The sequence below is a fragment of the Sphingomonas beigongshangi genome (genome assembly GCF_016820445.1).
GTDB lineage: Bacteria > Pseudomonadota > Alphaproteobacteria > Sphingomonadales > Sphingomonadaceae > Sphingomonas > Sphingomonas beigongshangi.
Genome location: NZ_JADHDT010000001.1, coordinates 155,976 through 174,263, shown reverse-complemented (window position 1 = coordinate 174,263; position 18,288 = coordinate 155,976). Strand labels below are relative to the sequence as shown.

Below are 18,288 nucleotides of genomic sequence, written 5' to 3'. Positions count from 1 at the left end.
GCCCTCCCCGTTCCGATTACTGGCCGTCCGGTCGCGGCGTGCCGCTCGGACTGACCGGCTTCGGGCCGTCGGCGGTCGCCTCCAGCGAAGAATCGCCGCCGATGACGCGGTACAGCGTCACGCGGTTGGTCGCGTCGGTCAGCTGCGTCGCCACGAGCGTGCGCTGCGCCGAATAGTAGGACCGCTGCGCGTCCAGGCTGGACAGGAAGGTATCGATCCCGCCCTGGTAGCGCGCGTTGGTCAGCCGCAACGTCGTCGCCGCGGCGGTCTGGAAGTTGGTGTTGGCGCGCAGCTGGTCGGCGATCGTGCCCTGCCGGGCGAGGGCATCCGCCGTCTCCTGGAACGCCGTCTGGATCGCCTTTTCGTACGTGGCGAGCGCCGCGTCGCGCTGCGCCTCGGTATAGCGGACATTGGCGCGCGCGGCCCCGCCCTGGAAGATCGAATAGCTGACGCTGGGTGCGATCGAATAATTGAACGCGCCGCTCGAGAAGAGCGAGGACAAGGCGTTGCTGGCGAAGCCGAGCACGCCGGTCAGCGACAGGCGCGGGAAGAGCGCCGCGCGCGCAGCGCCGATCTGCGCATTATAGGCGCGCAGCTGATATTCCGCCTGCACCACGTCGGGCCGGCGCAGCAGGATCGAGCTGTCAAGACCGGCTGGCAGGGAGGCGATCGTCGGGCGCGCCTCCTCGATCGACGCCGGCAACAGGGCAGGGTCGACCGGGGCGCCGACGAGCAGCTGGATCGCGTTCACGTCCTGAGCGACCAATGTCCGCTGCAGCGCCAGGTCGGCGTTGGCGGTTTCGAGGATCTGCTGCGCCTGCGTCAGGTCGGTGCGGGCGCTGACACCGCCCTGCAGCCGCGCCTGGGTCAATTGCACGCTCTTCTGCGCGCTGGTCGCGGTATCCTGCGCGATCTTGAGCAGGCTGCGGTCGGACGCATAGTCGAGCCACGCGGTGGCAAGGTCGCCGACCAGCGTCAGCCGCGTCGCGCGCGCCGCGGCTTCGGTCGCGAAATAGCGGTCGAGCGCGGCACGCGACAGTGACCGCAGCCGGCCGAAGAGGTCGATCTCGAAAGCGGTCGTGCCGATGTTCGCCGAGAAGCTGCTGCCCGAGCTGCTGGTCGTGACGGTGCCAGCGCCGGTCCCGTTGCCCGAACCGGCGCCGGTGCCTGTGCCGACATCGGTTCCGGTCCCCGTTCCGGTGCCGGTGCCGCCGGTCCCCGTTCCGGTGCCGCCGGTTCCCGTCCCTGTCCCGGTGCCGTTGCCGGTGCTGCCGCCGGTCGCGATGGTGCTCGCGCCGCGACCGCCGTCCGAATAGGTGTAGCGGCCATTGGCGCTGATCGTCGGCAGGATGTTCGCGCGCTGTATTCGATATTGCGCGCGCGCCGCGGCGATGTTGGCGGCCGCGGTGCGCAGATCGCGGTTGTTGGCGAGGGCCTGGTCGATCAGGCGCTGGAGCCGTTCGTCCTTGAAGACATCGCGATAGGTGATCGCGGGCAGCGTCGCTTCCGATTGGCGCAGATAGGCATCGCCGACCGGCCAGGAGGCCGGCACGGGCAACTCCGAGCGGACGTACTTCGGCTCCATCGAGCAGCCCGCTAGGCTCGTTGCGGCCAGGGCGAGGGTCAGTACGAGGCGGCGCATCATGCAGGCTCCGGTGCGTGGGGCGGTGTCGTGGCGGGCGGCATCGGCGGAGCGGGCGGCGTGCCGCCGTCGCCGTCATGGCCGCCGCCGTGACCACCGTGATGCCCGGTGGGCTTGCCGCGCAGCTTCGCCAGCCCGTCACGCACACCGCGACGGACGAGGACGAAGAACAGGGGAATGTAGAAGATCGCGAGCACCGTCGCGGTCAGCATGCCGCCGATCACCGCGGTGCCGATCGCGATACGGCTGTTCGCGCCGGCGCCGGTCGAGATGGCGAGCGGCAGCACGCCGAAGATGAAGGCGAAGCTGGTCATCAGGATCGGGCGCAGACGGATCTTGGCCGCTTCGAGCGCGGCGTCGATGACGCGTGCGCCCTTCCGCTCCGCCTGTTCGGCGAACTCGATCATCAGGATCGCGTTCTTCGCGGCAAGGCCCATCGTCGTCAGCAGGCCGATCTGCAGATAGACGTCGTTCGTCAGCCCGCGCAGCGTCACGAAGGCGATCGCGCCGATCAGGCCCAGCGGGATGACGAGCAGCACGGCGAAGGGAATCGACCAGCTTTCGTACAAAGCCGCGAGGCACAGGAAGACGACGAGGATCGAGAGGCCGTAGAGCAGAGGCGCCTGCCCCGACGACAGCCGCTCCTGATACGACAGGCCGGCCCAGGCGACGGATACGCCGGGGATCTTCGCCGCCAGTTCCGCCATTCGCGCCATGGCGTCACCCGAACTCTTGCCGGCGGCCGCCGAGCCCTGGAATTCGTAGGACGGAATGCCGTTGAAGCGCGACAGCGTCGTCGGCGCCTGTCCCCAGCCGATCTGCGAGAAGGACGAGAAGGGCGCCATCTGGCCGTTCGAGCCGCGCACGAACCATTGCTTCAGGTCGTCAGGCTGCGCCCGGTACGGGGCGTCGCCCTGGACATAGACGCGCTTGACGCGGCCGCGATCGATGAAGTCGTTGACATATTGGCCGCCCCAGGCGGTCGACAGGGTGGAATTGGCTTGGCTCTGGGTCAGGCCGAGCGCGGCCAGCTTCTGGTTGTCCATGTTGACCTGAAGCGTCGCGATGTCGGGCAATTCGGTCAGGCGGACCGAGCGCAGCGTCGGGTCGGCATTGGCGGCGGCGAGCAGCTGGTCGCGGACCGCCTCGAACTTCTCCTGGCTCATGCCGCTGATGTTCTGCAGCTCCATGGTGAAGCCGTCGGACTGGCCGAGACCGCGCACCGCCGGCGGGACCAGCGCGAACACCTGCGCGTCGCGCAGACCGCGGAAGGCGGCGGAGGCACGCGCCGTGATCGCGTCGGCAGTGTTATCCTTGCCCTTGCGGTCCGCCCAGTCGGTCAGGTTGAGAAAGCCCTGACCCGTGTTCTGGCCGCTTGTGCCGCCGCCGCCGCCGCCGGCCACGGTGAAGATGACCGACGTGTTCTTGCCTTCGTTCTCGGCGAAATATTTCTCGACCTGCTGCTGCACCTCCAGCGTGCGACCCTGCGTCGCGCCGGCGGGAAGGCGGAACTGGACGAGCGCCGCGCCCTGGTCTTCCGTCGGCAGAAAGCCGGTCGGCAGCCGCAGGAACAGCACCGCCAGCAGCGCGACGATGCCCGCATAGATGAGCAGGAACAGCCACTTGCGATCGACGACATGCTGGACGCCGGCCGTGTAGCGCGCGACGCCGCGATCGAACCGGTCGTTGAAGCCGTGCTTGGCGCGCTCCAGCACATGCGCGACCCGCGGCAGCTTGCGCTCGAGCCAGGCGTTGTTCTCCTGGTTCTTCTGCTTGAGCAGGGTCGCGGTGAGCGCGGGCGACAGGATCAGCGCGACGAGCACCGACAGGACCATCGCCGCGACGATGGTGATCGAGAACTGGCGGTAGATGACGCCCGTCGACCCGCCGAAGAAGGCCATCGGCAGGAACACCGCCGACAGGACGAGCGCGATGGCGATGAGCGCGATGCTGATCTCGCTCATCGATTCGATCGTCGCCTCGCGCGGCGACATGTCGGGATTTTCCTCCATCAGGCGCTCGACGTTCTCGACGACGACGATGGCGTCGTCGACGAGCAGACCGATGGCGAGAACGAGGCCGAACAGCGTCAGCGTGTTGATGGTGAAGCCGGCGACGTAGAAGACGGCGAATGTGCCGAGCAGCACGACCGGTACGGCAATCGTCGGCACCAGCGTCGCGCGCCAGCTCTGCAGGAAGACGAACATGACAATGACGACGAGGATGATCGCCTCGACCAGCGTCTTCACGACCTCTTCGATCGACAATTTGATGAAGGCGGTGGTGTCGTTGGCGTAGGCGACCTTGAGGCCGGCCGGGAAGGTCTTGGCGACGCGATTGACCTCCGCCTTGACGAGCTCGGCCGTCTTCAGCGCGTCGGCGCCGGGCGAGAGCAGCACCGCAATGCCCGCGCCGGGGTGGCGGTTGATGCGGCTGACCGCGGCATAGCTTTCCGCGCCCAGTTCGATGCGCGCGACGTCGGACAGGCGTACCGTCGCTCCGTTGTTCAGCGTCTTGACGATGATCTGGCGGAACTGCTCGGGCGTCTGCAGGCGCGACTGCGCGGTCACGGTCGCGTTCAGCATCTGGGTCGTCGGCATCGGCGTGCCGCCGATCTCGCCGGCGGCGACTTCCGTATTCTGGTTCTGGATCGCGGTGACGATGTCCGACGGCATCAGCTGATAGGATGCGAGGCGGGCGGGATTGAGCCAGATGCGCATCGCATATTGCGATCCGAACACGTTGGTGTCGCCCACGCCCTGGATTCGGCCGAGCGGATCCTGGAGATTGGAGACCAGATAGTCCGCGACGTCCTGGTTGGTCATCCGGTCCGTCTCGTCATAGACGCCGGCGATCAACAGGAAGTCCGGGTTGGACTTGCGCACGACCAGGCCTTGCTGCTGCACCTGCTGCGGCAGGCGCGACACGCCCTGCTGCACCTGGTTCTGGACCTGCACCTGCGCGATGTCGGGATTGGTCCCCTTCGAGAAGGTCGCGGTGATCGTCACCGATCCCCGGCTGGACGAGGAGGACTGGAAATAGAGAAGGCCGTCGATGCCGGTCAGCTGCTGCTCGATGACCTGGGTGACCGAATTCTGCAGCGTCTGCGCGGACGCGCCGGGGAAGGTGGCGCGGATCGACACCTGAGGCGGCGCGACGTCGGGATATTGCGCGATCGGCAGCGACAGGATCGCGCCGATGCCTGCCAGCATGGTGATGATCGCCAGCACCCATGCGAAGATGGGGCGATCGATGAAGATGCGACTGATCATCGGTTCAGCGTCCGCCCTTGCCGGCGGCGCCGCCCTTTTCCTGCGCCTGTTTCATTTCCTCGGGGGAGGGGGGCTTTACCGTCTGCGGCGAATTGGCCGGTACCGGCTTCAGCGCCTGGTTAGGCTTCACGTTGGCGAGCCCCTGGGTGATGACCTTGTCGCCGGCGTTGAGCCCCTTGGTCACGACCCAGTTCGTGCCCTGCGTCCGCTCGGCGGTGACGGTCCGCTGCACCGCCTTGTTGTTCGGGCCGACGACGAACAGCGTCGCATTGCCCTTCGGATCGCGCGACACCGCCTGCTGCGGCACCAGGAATGCGCGGGTGTTGATCGCCTGCGCGAAACGCGCACGTACGAACATGCCGGGCAACAGCATGCCCTGCGGGTTGGGGAAACGAGCGCGCAGCGTGACGGTGCCTGTCTGCGTGTCGACCATCGTCTCCGCGAATTCGACCGTCCCGGTCTGGCCATAGTCGCTGCCGTCTTCCAGCAGCAGCCGCACCTGCGCGGATGCGGGAATGACTCCGCCCGACGACAGGCTGCGACGCAGGCTCAGCAGATCGGCGGCGGACTGCTGGATGTCGACGAACATCGGGTCCAGCCGCTGGATCTGTGCCAGCGGATCGGTCTGGCTGGCAGAGACCAGCGCGCCGACGGTGTAGAGCGATCGGCCGATGCGCCCGGTGATCGGCGCGGGGACGGTGGTGAAGCCCAGGTTGACGCGGGCGGTTTCCAGCGCGGCGCGATTCTGCGCGACGGAGGCCGCTGCCTGCCGCGCCGACGCGACGGCATTGGTATATTCCTGCTTCGAGACCGCTTCGATCTGCGCCAGCGGGCGATAGCGTTCCGCCTGGATGCGCGTCGCTTCGGCATTGGCCTGCGCGCTCTGTAGGTTGGCGGCCGCCTGGTTGACCGACGCGCGATACAGGCGCGGATCGATCTCGTAGAGCGGCTGCCCCTTTCGGACGATCGTCCCCTCGGTGAAGAATCGCCGGCGAATGATGCCGTTGACCTGCGGCCGCACGTCGGAACTTTCGTAGGCGCTGGTCCGGCCGGCCAGTTCGGTCTCCATGGCCGCATCGGAAGGCTGGACCACGACATAGCCGACGGTGGCCGGGCCTTGGCCGGGGCCACCCGCGCCGCGACCCTTGGCCTGCGACCCTTCGCCGCCGCCGCAGGCCGACAGCGCAAGCGCGGTGGCAAGGGCAAGGGCGGTGGCGGACGAAAGACGGCGTCCGCGAATCGATGCTGTGTTCAAGGCTCGTGTACCTGCTCGAATCTCGGCTCGCGCAGCCGCGACCGCGCGGAAATGCGCAGGTGCGGCGAACGGTTGCATTGGCGCCGTGCAATGACGAACAACCGCAGGGAAAAGCAACCCGCGCGCGGCGTTTATAATGTCGCAAAATGTCGCAATGGGGAAAGACGGCTGCCATGAATCGGATGATCGGGGCGCAGGACAACGGCGATGCCGACAAGCGCGCAGCAGCCGCGGCGGCGGTCGCCGAGGTGTGCGACGGCATGCTCATCGGCCTGGGCACGGGGTCGACCGCGACCCACGCGATCCGGCTCATCGGGGCGCGGGTCGCGGAAGGATTGCGTATCCGCGCGGTGGTGACCTCGCGAGCGAGCGAGGCGCTATCACGCGACCTAGGTATCCCGTTGCTCGATTTCGCCGACGTGCCGCGGGTCGACCTGACCATCGACGGCGCGGACGAGATCGACGCCCGACTGTTCGCCATCAAGGGTGCCGGAGGCGCGATGCTGCGTGAAAAGGTCGTCGCGGCGGCGTCCGCACGGATGGTGGTGGTCGCCGATGTTAGCAAGCGGGTCGATGCGATCGGTGCCCATGCTAGCGTGCCGGTGGAGATACTGCCCTTCGCGCGGGCATCCGTACTCGCCCGTCTCGGCGAGGCGGCTGTGCTGCGCATGGCCGGCGACTCGCCCTACGTGACCGACAATGGCAATCTGGTCGCAGACTGTCGGCTGGACCTGTCCGACCCGCGCGGACGCGCGGCCGAGCTCGCGGCGGTCCCGGGTGCGCTGGGGCACGGCCTGTTCCTCGACGAAGTCGATGCCGCCTATATTGCGGACCAAGGTGTCGTTTCGCGGCTGGAACGGGACGGCGGCGGCGGCTAAGGCGCTCGTCGAGACAGGCAACCGGATCGGGCGCGCCGCGTTCGAACCGCGACAAGAGCGAGGCCCCTTTTCCCATGTCCGATACCATGTCCGACCCCCAGACCTCCGGCGCGGGTGCGCAGGACGCATCCCTTCGCGAGGACGGATCGATCGAGCGCCTGACGATCGACACGATCCGCACGCTATCGATGGATGCCGTGCAGAAGGCGAATTCCGGCCACCCGGGTACGCCGATGGCGCTGGCGCCTGTCGGCTACACCTTGTGGGCGAAGTTCCTGCGCTACGACCCGGCGCATCCCGACTGGCCTAACCGCGATCGGTTCGTGCTGTCGGTCGGTCATGCCTCGATGCTGCTCTACAGCCTGATTCACCTTGCCGGGATCGAGGAGATCGACGCCAAGGGCAACAAGACTGGCCGCGCGGCACTGACGCTCGACGACCTGAAGGGTTTCCGGCAGCTGTCGTCCAAGACGCCCGGCCACCCCGAATATCGCCACACCACCGGCGTCGAGACGACCACCGGCCCGCTGGGCGCGGGCGCGGGCAATTCCGTCGGCATGGCGATCGCCGAACGCTGGCTGGCCGCGCGCTACAACAAACAGGGCTTCGCGCTGTTCGACCATGACGTCTATGCGCTGTGCGGCGACGGGGACATGATGGAGGGTGTTTCGGCCGAGGCGGCGAGCCTGGCGGGACACCTGAAACTGTCGAATCTGTGCTGGATCTACGACAGCAACCACATTTCGATCGAGGGCGGCACCGACCTCGCGTTCGACGAGGACGTGGGCAAAAGGTTCGAGGCCTATGGCTGGAACGTCATCCATGTCGACGATGCGAACGACACAGCGACCTTCACCAAGGCAATCGAGACGTTCAAGGCGACCGACGACAAGCCGACCTTCATCGTCGTCCATTCGGTGATCGGCTGGGGCAGCCCCAAGGCCGGCAGCGAGAAGGCGCATGGCGAGCCGCTCGGCGCGGACAATGTCAAGGCGACCAAGCGCGCCTATGGCTGGCCGGAGGACAAGGACTTCTACGTCCCCGAGGGCGTGGCGGAGCATTTCCAAGGCGCGCTGAAGGATCGCGGCGGCGCCTTGCGCGACGCGTGGGTGGCGATGTTCGACCGCTATCGCGGCGAGCATCCCGAGCTGGCGGCCGAACTCGACCAGATGCTCAAGGATGAGCTTCCCGAGGGCTGGGACGCCGACATCCCCGTCTTCCCGACGGACGAAAAGGGCCTCGCCAGCCGCGATTCGGGCGGCAAGGTGCTCAACGCGCTGGCCGGCAAGGTGCCGTGGCTGATCGGCGGCTCGGCCGATCTGGCGCCGTCGACCAAGACCGACATCAAGGGCAAGGACAGTTTCGAGGCGTCGAATTATGGCGGCCAGAACTTCCACTTCGGCGTGCGCGAGCATGGCATGGGCGCGGTGGTCAACGGCATGTCGCTGTCGCACCTGCGTGCCTATGGCTCCACCTTCCTCGTCTTCGCCGACTATATGCGCCCACCGATCCGGCTGTCGGCCATCATGGAGCTGGCGAGCATCTGGGTCTTCACGCACGATTCGATCGGCGTGGGCGAGGACGGACCAACGCATCAGCCGATCGAGCATCTCGCCTCGCTGCGCGCGATCCCCGGCCTCGACACGATCCGTCCCGGCGATGCCAACGAAGTCGCCTATGCCTGGCGCGCGGCGCTGGAGGATGCCAGCCGGCCGACCGCGCTGATCTTTTCGCGGCAGGCGCTGCCGACGCTGGACCGCGAGACATACGCGCCCGCGGACGGCGTGCTGAAGGGTGGCTATGTGCTCGCCGACAGCAACGGCACGCCCGACGTCATCCTGCTCGCGACGGGCAGCGAGCTGTCGCTCGTGGTCCAGGCGCACGAGACGCTGAAGGCAGAGGGCATCAACAGCCGCGTCGTATCGATGCCGAGCTGGTATCGCTACGAGCTGCAATCGGACGAATACAAGGAAAGCGTGCTGCCCAAGGCGGTGAAGGCGCGCCTGGCGGTCGAGCAGGCCGGTCCGATCGGCTGGGACCGCTATGTCGGCTATGAAGGGCGCCAGATCACCATGTCGACGTTCGGCGCCTCCGCCCCCATATCCAAGCTGCAGGACAAATACGGCTTCACCGTCGACAATGTCGTCAAGGTGGCCAAGGAAATGCTGGAGATGAAGTGATGAGCACGCTCAAGGATCTCAGCCAGGCAGGCACGGCGGTATGGCTGGACTTCGTCGACCGCAAGTTCCTGGAGGCCGGCGGCCTGCAGAAGCTGGTCGAGGAGGATGGCCTGACCGGCGTCACGTCGAACCCCTCGATCTTCGAAAAGGCGATGGGCCACGGCGACGCCTATGACGCGACGCTCGCCGAATTCGACAAGGCCCATCCCGGTGCCGCGACGATCGACCGCTACGAGGCGCTCGCGATCCAGGACATCAAGGCCGCGGCCGAGACGCTGAAGCCGGTCTATGATCGGCTCGACGCCAAGGACGGCTACGTCAGCCTGGAAGTGTCGCCGTATATCGCCGACGACACGGATGCGACGATCGCGGAGGCCGAGAAGCTGTGGCACGCCGTCGACCGGCCGAACCTGATGATCAAGATCCCCGGCACGCTCGCTGGCGCGCCCGCGATCAGCGCGACGATCGCTAAGGGCATCAACGTCAACGTCACGCTGCTGTTCTCGAAGGACGCCTATATCCGCGTCGCCGAGGCCTATGCCACGGGTCTCGAGGAACGCGTGCGCCAGGACCAGCCGATCGACCGCATCGCCAGCGTCGCCAGCTTCTTCGTCAGCCGCATCGACTCGGCGATCGACAAGGAGATCGACCGCCGCGTCGGCGAGAACGACCCCGAAGCGGAGGCGTTGAAGGCGATTCGCGGCAAGGTCGCGATCGCCAATGCGAAGCTCGCCTATCAGTGGTTCCTCGACTTCGAGAAGTCGGAGCGCTGGCAGGCGCTCGCCGCCAAGGGCGCGCAGCCGCAGCGCCTGCTCTGGGCGTCGACGGGCACGAAGGACAAGGCCTATCCCGACACGCTCTACGTCGACACGCTGATCGGGCGCGATACCGTCAACACGATGCCGCCGGCTACGATGGACGCATTCCGCGACCATGGGACGGTCGCCGAGACGCTGACCGCCGATGTCGCCGATGCGCGGCACGTGCTGGACGAGGCCGAGCGGCTCGGGCTCGATCTCGGCGGTGTCACCGACCGCCTGGTCGAGGAGGGCGTCGCCTCCTTCGCCAAGGCGTTCGACGACCTGCTGGGCTCGATCGCGGCAAAGCAGCCCGCCGCCGCCTGACGCATCTTCCTTCCGCCGCGGCGCAACACATTGCCCGCGGCGGAGTTTGACGCTGCATCATCTTCCCCACGGGACATGGCAAACATGAAGATCGGTTTGGTCGGACTCGGCCGCATGGGCGGCAATATCGCGCGGCGCCTGATGAAGGCTGGGCATGAGGTGGTCGCCTTCGACCGTGCCAAGGACGCGGTCGACAAGCTCGCCGCGGATGGCGCGATCGCGGCGAACTCGCTCGACGACATGCGCGACAAACTGGACACGCCGGCGATCTGGTGGGTCATGCTGCCCGCTGGTGGTCCGACCGAGGATACGATCCAGGCGATCGCCGAGGGCGCACGCGACGGCGACGTGATCATCGACGGCGGCAACAGCTTCTACAAGGACGACATCCGCCGGGCCAAGGCGCTGCGCGAAAAGGGCGTCCACTACGTCGACGTCGGTACGTCGGGCGGCGTCTGGGGGCTGGAACGCGGCTATTGCATGATGATCGGTGGCGACGCGGACACGGTGACGATGCTCGATCCGATCTTCGAGGCGCTCGCCCCCGGCTACGGCACGATCCCCCGGACGCCGGGCCGCGAGGGCGACGATCCGCGTGCGGAAAAGGGCTATATCCACGCCGGTCCGGCCGGCGCCGGCCATTTCGTCAAGATGGTCCACAACGGGATCGAATATGGCCTGATGCAGGCCTATGCCGAGGGCTTCGACATCCTGAAGGGCAAGAGTAGCGAGAAGCTGCCAGAGGACGAGCGCTTCGACCTCAATCTGACCGACATCGCCGAAGTCTGGCGGCGCGGCAGCGTCATTTCGTCCTGGCTCCTCGACCTCACTGCCATTGCGCTCGCGAAGGACGGAAAGCTGGAACAGTTCAGCGGCAGCGTCGCCGATTCCGGCGAGGGCCAGTGGACGATCGATGCCGCGATGGAGGAAAAGGTCCCGGCCAACGTGCTGACCGCCTCGCTGTTCGCGCGCTATCGCAGCCGCGTCGAGCATACGTTCGGCGACCAGGTGCTGTCGGCGATGCGTTTCGGTTTCGGCGGCCATGTCGAAATCCCGCAATGATCGGCCGGCGATGAACCCGATCCGTTTGGTCATCTCCGATATCGACGGCACGCTGGTCGACAAGTCGAAGCAACTGACGGCGGCAACCGCGGATGCGGTGCTGCGGCTCGAGCAGGCGAAGGTCGGCTTTTCCGTGATCAGCGCCCGCCCCCGGTCGGGTATCATGCCCATCGCCGAGACATTGGGGATCGACGCGCCGATGGCGGCCTTCAACGGCGGCATCATCTTTCGCCGTGACGGAACCGTCGAGGAGCATCACGTCGTCGACCCCGACGTGGTGCGCGGCGTGCTCGACCTGGCGAAGGACGAAGCCGTCGATATCTGGCTGTTCGCCGACGATCGCTGGTATGCGTCGCGGGACGAGGGCGTGCACGTCGAGCACGAGCGCCTGGCCTCGAACCAGAACCCGATCGTCACCGACGATTTCTCCGATTATATCGACCGGACGGACAAGATCACCTTCGTCAGCGACGACCATGCGCTGCTGAAGGGACTGGCCGAGCGATGCGCGCCGCATGCGGCCCGGGCGACCATCGTGCAAAGCCAGGTCTATTATCTCGACGTCACCGCGCTCGCGGGCAACAAGGGCGATGGCGCGCGTGCACTGGCGCGCGCGTTCGACGTGCCGCTCGACGCGGTGGTGGCGATCGGCGACCAGTTCAACGACGTCCCGATGCTCGACATCGCCGGATTCGCGATCGCCATGGGCAATGCACCCGACGCGGTGAAGGCAAAGGCCGATGACGTTACCCTCGCCAACGACGCCGATGGCGTCGCCCACGCGATCGATACCCTGATCTTCCCCCGAATTGGAGTTTCCGCATGAAAGAGTTGGTTGCGTTCGACCTCGATGGAACCCTGGCCGAAAGCAAGCAGCCGTTGCAGGACCCGATGGGGGAGGCGCTCGCCGACCTGCTCGGCGTCGCGCATGTCGCAGTGATTTCCGGCGGCGACTGGCCGCAGTTCGACAAGCAGGTGGCAAGCCGCCTGCCGGCCCGCGCCGACCGTACGAAGCTGTGGCTGATGCCGACGACGGGTACCAAGCTGTATACCTTTCGCGACGACACATGGTCGCCCGTCTATGCCGAATTGTTCGACGATGAGACCAAGGCGAAGATCCTGAAGGCGTTCGACGAATCGCTCGAGGCGACCGGCTTCGTACCCGAGAAGACCTGGGGCGAGCGGATCGAGGATCGCGGCAGCCAGATCACCTTTTCCGCGCTCGGCCAGCAGGCGCCGATCGACGCGAAGGAACATTGGGATCCCAAGTTCGAGAAGCGCAAGGTCATCCAGGCCGATCTCAAGAAGCGGCTGCCCGGCCTGTCGATCAACATGGGCGGGGCGACGTCGATCGACATCACGCGGGAGGGCGTCGACAAGGCCTATGGCCTAAAGAAGCTGCGCGACGCGAGCGGTATCCAGCTCGACAAGATGATGTTCATCGGCGACGCGATCTTTCCGGGCGGCAACGACTATCCCGCCAAGGAACTCGGCCTCGACACGGTCAAGGTGCGCGACCCGGAGGAGACGCTGTCGGTGATCGCCGCGATCGTCGCCTGCCAGAAGTAAGCGCGGTCGTTCGGTCGAATACCACCCCTCGATATCGTCCCGGCCCTTGCCGGGAGGTAGGTATGACGGGTCGGCGTCGCCGGGATTTCCGCTGTAGTGAAAATCCCGGTGACGGACCCCGCGCGGCGCGATAATCGCGGGCGCCATGATCAAGCATGCTCTGCCCGTCACCCGCGCCGCCGATTTCGCCGCCTGGTACCAGTCCGTCATCACCGAGGCCGACATGGCCGAGGAGTCCGGCGTGCGCGGCTGCATGGTCATCCGGCCATGGGGCTATGGCATCTGGGAGCGCATCCAGCGCCTGCTCGACGATCGCATCAAGGCGACGGGGCACGAGAATTGCTATTTCCCGCTGTTCATCCCGCTGTCCTATTTCGAGAAGGAGGCGGAGCATGTCGACGGCTTCGCCAAGGAGATGGCGGTCGTCACGCACCACCGGCTGATCGGTGACGGCAAGGGCGGCCTCACGCCCGATCCCGAGGCGAAGCTGGAGGAGCCGCTGGTCGTACGCCCGACCTCGGAGACGGTGATCGGCACCGCCTTTGCCCGCTGGGTGCAATCCTGGCGCGACCTGCCGGTGCTCATCAACCAATGGGCCAATGTCGTGCGCTGGGAAATGCGCACCCGCATGTTCCTGCGCACCGCCGAATTCCTCTGGCAGGAGGGGCATACCGCGCATGCGACGGTCGACGAGGCGCGGGGCGAGACGCTGCAGATGCTGGAGGTCTATCGCAGCTTCGCGGAAGATTGCCTGGCGATGCATGTCATCGCGGGCGAGAAGCCGGAAAACGAGCGCTTCCCGGGGGCGGTCGAGACCTGGTCGATCGAGGCGATGATGCAGGACGGCAAGGCGCTGCAGGCGGGCACCAGCCATTTCCTCGGCGACAATTTCGCGCGCGCGCAGAACATCCGTTTCCAGAATGCCGAAGGCCAGCTGGAGCATGCGCAGACGACGAGCTGGGGCGTGTCGACGCGGATGATCGGCGGCATGATCATGGTGCATGGCGACGACGACGGCATGCGCGTGCCGCCCCGCGTCGCGCCGTGGCAGATCGTCATCGTGCCGATGCTGCGCGACCAGCCGGAGGACGAGGCGCTGCTCGGCTATTGCCGCGACCTGCAGAAGGAACTGGCCGCGCTGACCGCTTTGGGTGAACCGGTGCGGGCCATGGTGGATGCGCGCGCGCAGAAGGCGGCGACCAAGCGCTGGGGCTGGGTGAAGAAGGGCGCGCCGATCGTGATCGAGGTCGGCGGTCGCGACATGGCGGGCGGCAATGTCTCGGTCATCCGCCGCGACCGGCTGTATCGCGAGGACGGCAAGCTCGATTCGGTCGTGACTCCGCGCGGCGACTTCGTCGCCGGGGCCGCGGACCTGCTGGAGGCGATCCAGGCCGAACTGCACCGCCAGTCGACCGAGGCCCTGCGCGCGCAGATCGTGCCGGTGGACGATTGGGCGGGTGTCGAGGCCCATTTCGCCGATGGCGTGAAGAATCCCGGCTGGGTCGACGTGCGCTGGTCGAAGCCGACCGGCGCCGCGCTCGATGCGGTGGTCGAGCGACTGAAGGCGCTGAAGCTGACGATCCGCAACGCGCCGGCGGGGCAGGGGGCGATCGAGGGCGTCTGCGTCTTCACCGGCGCGCCCGCGGTCGAGCGCGTGCTGCTGGCGCGGGCCTATTGAACGACGCCGCCGCGCCCACCCGCCGGGGGGGCGTGCGACGACCGGCATGACGAGGTCGGGCGCGCGCTACCCGTCGTAGCGTGCGCCGACATGCGCTTCGCCGCGCCTGGCGGCCAGTTCCACCTGGCGGTGCCGCTCGGCGGCGCGTGCCTTGGTCTCCGCGTCGCGGGTCGCATGACAGCGGGGGCAGGCGACGCCCTCCTGATACAGCGGTGACCGGCGGTCCTCTTCGCTCACCGGCATCCGGCAGCCGCGGCATAGGCCGTACGTGCCGGCCTGCAGGCCATGGCCGACCGCGACCCGCTCGTCGAAGACGAAGCATTCGCCCAGCCAGCGGCTTTCCTCCGCAGGCGTTTCCTCGAGATATTTGAGGATGCCGCCCTTGAGGTGGAAGACGTCGTCCACCCCCTCGCTCTTGAGGAACGCCGTCGCCTTTTCGCAGCGGATGCCGCCGGTGCAGAACATCGCCACCCGCTGCCTGCCTGCGAGCAAGGCGTCGCGATGCTCGCGGAACCAGCCCGGAAAATCGCGGAAACTGGCCGTGCCGGGATCGACCGCCCCGGCGAAGGTACCGACCGCGACCTCGTAATCGTTGCGCGTGTCGATGACGAGCGTCGCGGGATCGGCGATCAGCGCATTCCAGTCGGCGGGATCGACATAGGTGCCGGGATCGGTGGGATCGACGTCGGGCACGCCCATCGTCACGATCTCGCGCTTCAGCCGCACCTTCGTGCGGTGGAAGGGCATGGCGTCGGCGCTCGAGAACTTGACCTCCAGCGCGGCACAGCCGGGCAGGGCACGGACGTGCGCGAGAACCTCGTCTATTCCCGCACGCGTACCGGCGATGGTGCCGTTGATCCCTTCGCGCGCGAGCAGCAGCGTGCCGCGTACGCCCTGCGCCTCGCACAGCGCCAGCAGAGGCGCGCGCAGGGCGCCGGGGTCCTCGAAGCGGGTGAAATGGTAGAGAGCGGCAACGGTTAGGGTCATGACGGGGGCCGCTTTAGCCGCTCCGCGCGAACAAAACGATGACGAACCGTGCCTGCACGCCTATCTCCCACGGGTGGCGAAGAAACCAAGACCCGGCCTGCCGACGCGGCAGCAGATCCTCGACTTCATCGAGTCCTCCGATGTCCCCGCCGGCAAGCGCGAGATCGCGCGCGCCTTCGGCCTGTCCGCGCAGGACAAGATTGCGCTCAAGGCGCTGCTGAAGGACATGGCGGACGAAGGGCTGATCGATTCCGCGCCCGGCCGCGCGTTCCACAAGATGGGCGGCCTGCCCAAGGTGACCGTCCTGCGGATCGCCGACATCGACGACGGCGGCAACGTCTGGGCGGTCCCGGAGCGGTGGGAGGCTGACGGCCCCGCGCCGCGACTTCGGGTCCGCGAACGCAAACGTGGCGCATTGGGCGTCGGTGAGCGCGTACTGGCGCGGACCGAGGAGGCCGGCAACGGCTGGATCGCGCATCCGATGAAGACGCTGGCCCGCGCCAGCGAACAGGTGCTGGGCGTGCTGCGCGAAGAGGCCGGCCGCTTCTGGCTGACCAGCGTCGACAAGAAGGAGCGGCGCGAATTCGCCGTTTCCGACGCGGGCGGGGCGGGACCCGGCGATCTGGTGCTGGCCGAGAAGGGTGGTCGCCCTCCACGCATCACCGCACGGGTGGTCGAGAAACTGGGCGATCCGTTCGCGCCCAAGAGCTTCTCGCTCATCGCGATCCACAAGCACGACATTCCAGACGTCTTCGCCGCCGAGACGCTTGACGAGGCCGCGCGCATAGCGACGCAGCCGTTGGGCGACGATCGCGAGGATCTGCGCCACCTGCCGATCGTCGCGATCGATCCCGCCGATGCGCGCGACCATGACGATGCGGTCTGGGCTGCCCCGGATGACGATCCCGGCAACGAGGGCGGGTGGAAGGCGATCGTCGCCATCGCCGACGTCAGCTTCTACGTCCGTCCGGGCTCCGCGCTCGATCGCGAGGCGCGTCGGCGTGGCAATTCGGTCTATTTCCCCGATCGCGTCGTGCCGATGTTGCCGGAGATATTGTCGGCGGACGTCTGCTCATTGAAGGAGCAGGTCGATCGTGCGGCCCTGGTCTGCCACCTTCAGGTCAGCAAGGCGGGGACGCTCAAGGGCTGGCGCTTCACGCGTGCCGTGGTGCGGATCGCGGCGAACATCGCCTATGAGGAGGCGCAGGCGACGATCGATGCCGGGGACGGCGCGATGATCGACGCCCTGCGGCCCCTATGGGAATGCTGGCGCGCGCTGGCGGCCGCGCGCGACAAACGCGAGCCGCTGGACCTCGATCTGCCGGAAAGGCGCGTCGTGCTCGACGAGAAGGGGCGGCTGCTGTCCGTCGCGCCGCGCGAGCGGCTCGATGCGCATCGGCTGATCGAGGATTACATGATCGCCGCCAACGTCGCCGCCGCCAAGGCCTTGGAGGCGAAGAAGGCGCCCGTGATGTACCGCGTCCACGAGCCGCCCGCGCGCGAGAAGCTGGTCGCGCTCAAGGACTATCTGGAGACGTTCGGCGTTCCCTTCGCGCTCGGCCAGGTGATCCGACCCGCGACGTTCAATCACATCCTGTCGCGGATCGGCGATGCCGATTTCCGGCCGCAAGTGATGGAGCAGGTGCTGCGCACGCAAACGCAGGCCTATTATGCGCCCGCCAATCAGGGGCATTTCGGTCTTGCGCTCGGCTCCTACGCGCATTTCACCTCGCCCATCCGGCGCTACGCCGACCTTCTCGTCCACCGTGCGCTCGTCGGTGCCTATGCGCTCGGTCCTGGCGCGCTCACGCCGGACGAGGCCGCCGGCATGGAGCGGATCGGCGAAGCGATCAGCGGCCTGGAGCGGCGGGCGATGGAGGCGGAGCGCGAGACGCTCGATCGCTATGTCGCGGCCTATCTTGCGGAACGCGTCGGAGAGACGATGCCGGCCCGGATCACCGGCGTGCAGAATTTCGGCTTCTTCGCGACCGTCGAGGGGATAGGTGGTGATGGGCTCGTTCCCGTGCGCGACCTGGGCGGCGAATATTTCCGCTATGACGAGGCGGCGCGGCAACTCGTCGGCGAGGACAGCGGGGACGTCTATGCGCTCGGCCAGCGGCTCGACCTTCGGCTGGCGGAGGCCAACCCGGTCTCCGGCGCGCTGCGGTTCGAGCTGCCGGGCGGCAAGGGCGCGGCGCCGCCGCCGCGCTACGGTGACAAGACTACCCGCCGCGACCGCGTGATCGGCAAGCGCGGGCGGCCGGGTAACATCCGTCACCAGGGGCGGCGGCGATGAGCGAGCTGCGCATCGTGCCGCCACCGGGCCCGCGCGTCCGCGCGCACTATCTGGTCCGCGGTACGATCGCGCCCCATTTCGTCGAGGCCGGCGCCCTGTCGGCGAAGGATGCCATCGCGTTTTCGCCGCCGGACCCGCGGCAGGTGAAGGAACTGGCGGCGATGGTCGCCGACGGATCGATCCGCACCTTGGGCAACGGCCGTTTCTGGTTCGACATGGACGCCTATGAGGCGGCAGCCGATGCCCGCAGGCGGCGGAATTTGCCAATCCTCATACTGGCGGCCCTGATCGTCGCAGCTGTGGCGGTGCTTTTTTACAGGGGATGAGTGGCCAATCCATCGCTGC

Annotated in this window: 13 protein-coding genes; 9 read left to right on the top strand and 4 right to left on the bottom strand. The window is 67.3% G+C overall.

Annotated features, from left to right (window positions below):
* Nucleotides 1-16: 16 nt before the first annotated feature.
* From IQ292_RS00855 to IQ292_RS00845, 3 genes are read right to left on the bottom strand one after another with little or no spacing between them, the layout of a single operon-like run.
* Nucleotides 17-1,645 carry an efflux transporter outer membrane subunit gene (locus IQ292_RS00855; RefSeq protein ID WP_203308417.1) on the bottom strand — a complete coding sequence of 543 codons (1,629 nt, stop codon included), beginning with the start codon at nucleotides 1,643-1,645 and terminating at the stop codon, nucleotides 17-19.
* Nucleotides 1,642-4,914: a multidrug efflux RND transporter permease subunit gene (locus IQ292_RS00850; protein ID WP_203308416.1), complete on the bottom strand. Its 3,273-nt coding sequence runs from the start codon at nucleotides 4,912-4,914 to the stop codon at nucleotides 1,642-1,644. Before IQ292_RS00850 ends, IQ292_RS00855 begins: the two co-directional genes overlap by 4 nt.
* Nucleotides 4,915-4,918: 4 nt before the next feature.
* Nucleotides 4,919-6,169 (bottom strand): efflux RND transporter periplasmic adaptor subunit, encoded by a 1,251-nt coding sequence (locus IQ292_RS00845; RefSeq protein WP_238940702.1) that lies wholly within the window; start codon nucleotides 6,167-6,169, stop codon nucleotides 4,919-4,921.
* 182 nt (nucleotides 6,170-6,351) lie between these two features.
* Here IQ292_RS00845 and rpiA point away from each other — a divergent pair, with 182 nt between their 5' ends.
* The 7 genes from rpiA (at nucleotide 6,352) to IQ292_RS00810 (ending at nucleotide 14,660) form a co-directional block, all read left to right on the top strand.
* Nucleotides 6,352-7,047 carry a ribose-5-phosphate isomerase RpiA gene (gene rpiA, locus IQ292_RS00840; protein ID WP_203308841.1) on the top strand — a complete coding sequence of 232 codons (696 nt, stop codon included), beginning with the start codon at nucleotides 6,352-6,354 and terminating at the stop codon, nucleotides 7,045-7,047.
* A 74-nt stretch (nucleotides 7,048-7,121) separates the two neighbouring features.
* A complete protein-coding gene (gene tkt, locus IQ292_RS00835) occupies nucleotides 7,122-9,227 on the top strand; it encodes a transketolase (RefSeq protein WP_420853637.1) in 2,106 nt (701 codons plus the stop codon).
* The gene (tal, locus tag IQ292_RS00830) at nucleotides 9,227-10,351 is read left to right on the top strand and encodes a transaldolase (RefSeq protein ID WP_203308414.1); all 1,125 of its coding nucleotides are present in this window, start codon (nucleotides 9,227-9,229) and stop codon (nucleotides 10,349-10,351) included. Before tkt ends, tal begins: the two co-directional genes overlap by 1 nt.
* Nucleotides 10,352-10,381: 30 nt before the next feature.
* Complete coding sequence (gnd, locus tag IQ292_RS00825; RefSeq protein WP_275298221.1) at nucleotides 10,382-11,413, top strand: phosphogluconate dehydrogenase (NAD(+)-dependent, decarboxylating); 1,032 nt, start codon at nucleotides 10,382-10,384, stop codon at nucleotides 11,411-11,413.
* 10 nt (nucleotides 11,414-11,423) lie between these two features.
* Nucleotides 11,424-12,239 carry a Cof-type HAD-IIB family hydrolase gene (locus tag IQ292_RS00820; RefSeq protein ID WP_203308412.1) on the top strand — a complete coding sequence of 272 codons (816 nt, stop codon included), beginning with the start codon at nucleotides 11,424-11,426 and terminating at the stop codon, nucleotides 12,237-12,239.
* Nucleotides 12,236-12,982 (top strand): HAD-IIB family hydrolase, encoded by a 747-nt coding sequence (locus IQ292_RS00815; RefSeq protein WP_203308411.1) that lies wholly within the window; start codon nucleotides 12,236-12,238, stop codon nucleotides 12,980-12,982. The genes IQ292_RS00820 and IQ292_RS00815 overlap by 4 nt, the downstream gene beginning before the upstream one ends.
* A gap of 145 nt (nucleotides 12,983-13,127) precedes the next feature.
* Entirely contained in the window at nucleotides 13,128-14,660 is a 1,533-nt protein-coding gene (locus tag IQ292_RS00810) for an aminoacyl--tRNA ligase-related protein (protein WP_203308410.1), read from the top strand.
* A gap of 66 nt (nucleotides 14,661-14,726) precedes the next feature.
* Here IQ292_RS00810 and trhO read toward each other — a convergent pair whose 3' ends face one another.
* The gene (trhO, locus tag IQ292_RS00805) at nucleotides 14,727-15,647 is read right to left on the bottom strand and encodes an oxygen-dependent tRNA uridine(34) hydroxylase TrhO (RefSeq protein WP_203308409.1); all 921 of its coding nucleotides are present in this window, start codon (nucleotides 15,645-15,647) and stop codon (nucleotides 14,727-14,729) included.
* 73 nt (nucleotides 15,648-15,720) lie between these two features.
* Here trhO and IQ292_RS00800 point away from each other — a divergent pair, with 73 nt between their 5' ends.
* Together IQ292_RS00800 and IQ292_RS00795 are read left to right on the top strand one after the other, a co-directional pair.
* A complete protein-coding gene (locus IQ292_RS00800; RefSeq protein WP_338057560.1) occupies nucleotides 15,721-17,943 on the top strand; it encodes a ribonuclease R family protein in 2,223 nt (740 codons plus the stop codon).
* A complete protein-coding gene (locus tag IQ292_RS00795) occupies nucleotides 17,940-18,269 on the top strand; it encodes a hypothetical protein (protein WP_203308407.1) in 330 nt (109 codons plus the stop codon). Before IQ292_RS00800 ends, IQ292_RS00795 begins: the two co-directional genes overlap by 4 nt.
* Nucleotides 18,270-18,288 lie beyond the last annotated feature (19 nt).

Coding starts and splice junctions, on each gene's coding strand:
- trhO (WP_203308409.1), bottom strand. CDS start 15,647: ATGACCCTAACCGTTGCCGCTCTCTACCATTTCACCCGCTTCGAGGAC.
- IQ292_RS00810 (WP_203308410.1), top strand. CDS start 13,128: ATGATCAAGCATGCTCTGCCCGTCACCCGCGCCGCCGATTTCGCCGCC.
- IQ292_RS00850 (WP_203308416.1), bottom strand. CDS start 4,914: ATGATCAGTCGCATCTTCATCGATCGCCCCATCTTCGCATGGGTGCTG.
- tal (WP_203308414.1), top strand. CDS start 9,227: ATGAGCACGCTCAAGGATCTCAGCCAGGCAGGCACGGCGGTATGGCTG.
- IQ292_RS00820 (WP_203308412.1), top strand. CDS start 11,424: ATGAACCCGATCCGTTTGGTCATCTCCGATATCGACGGCACGCTGGTC.
- rpiA (WP_203308841.1), top strand. CDS start 6,352: ATGATCGGGGCGCAGGACAACGGCGATGCCGACAAGCGCGCAGCAGCC.
- IQ292_RS00815 (WP_203308411.1), top strand. CDS start 12,236: ATGAAAGAGTTGGTTGCGTTCGACCTCGATGGAACCCTGGCCGAAAGC.
- IQ292_RS00855 (WP_203308417.1), bottom strand. CDS start 1,645: ATGATGCGCCGCCTCGTACTGACCCTCGCCCTGGCCGCAACGAGCCTA.
- tkt (WP_420853637.1), top strand. CDS start 7,122: ATGTCCGATACCATGTCCGACCCCCAGACCTCCGGCGCGGGTGCGCAG.
- IQ292_RS00795 (WP_203308407.1), top strand. CDS start 17,940: ATGAGCGAGCTGCGCATCGTGCCGCCACCGGGCCCGCGCGTCCGCGCG.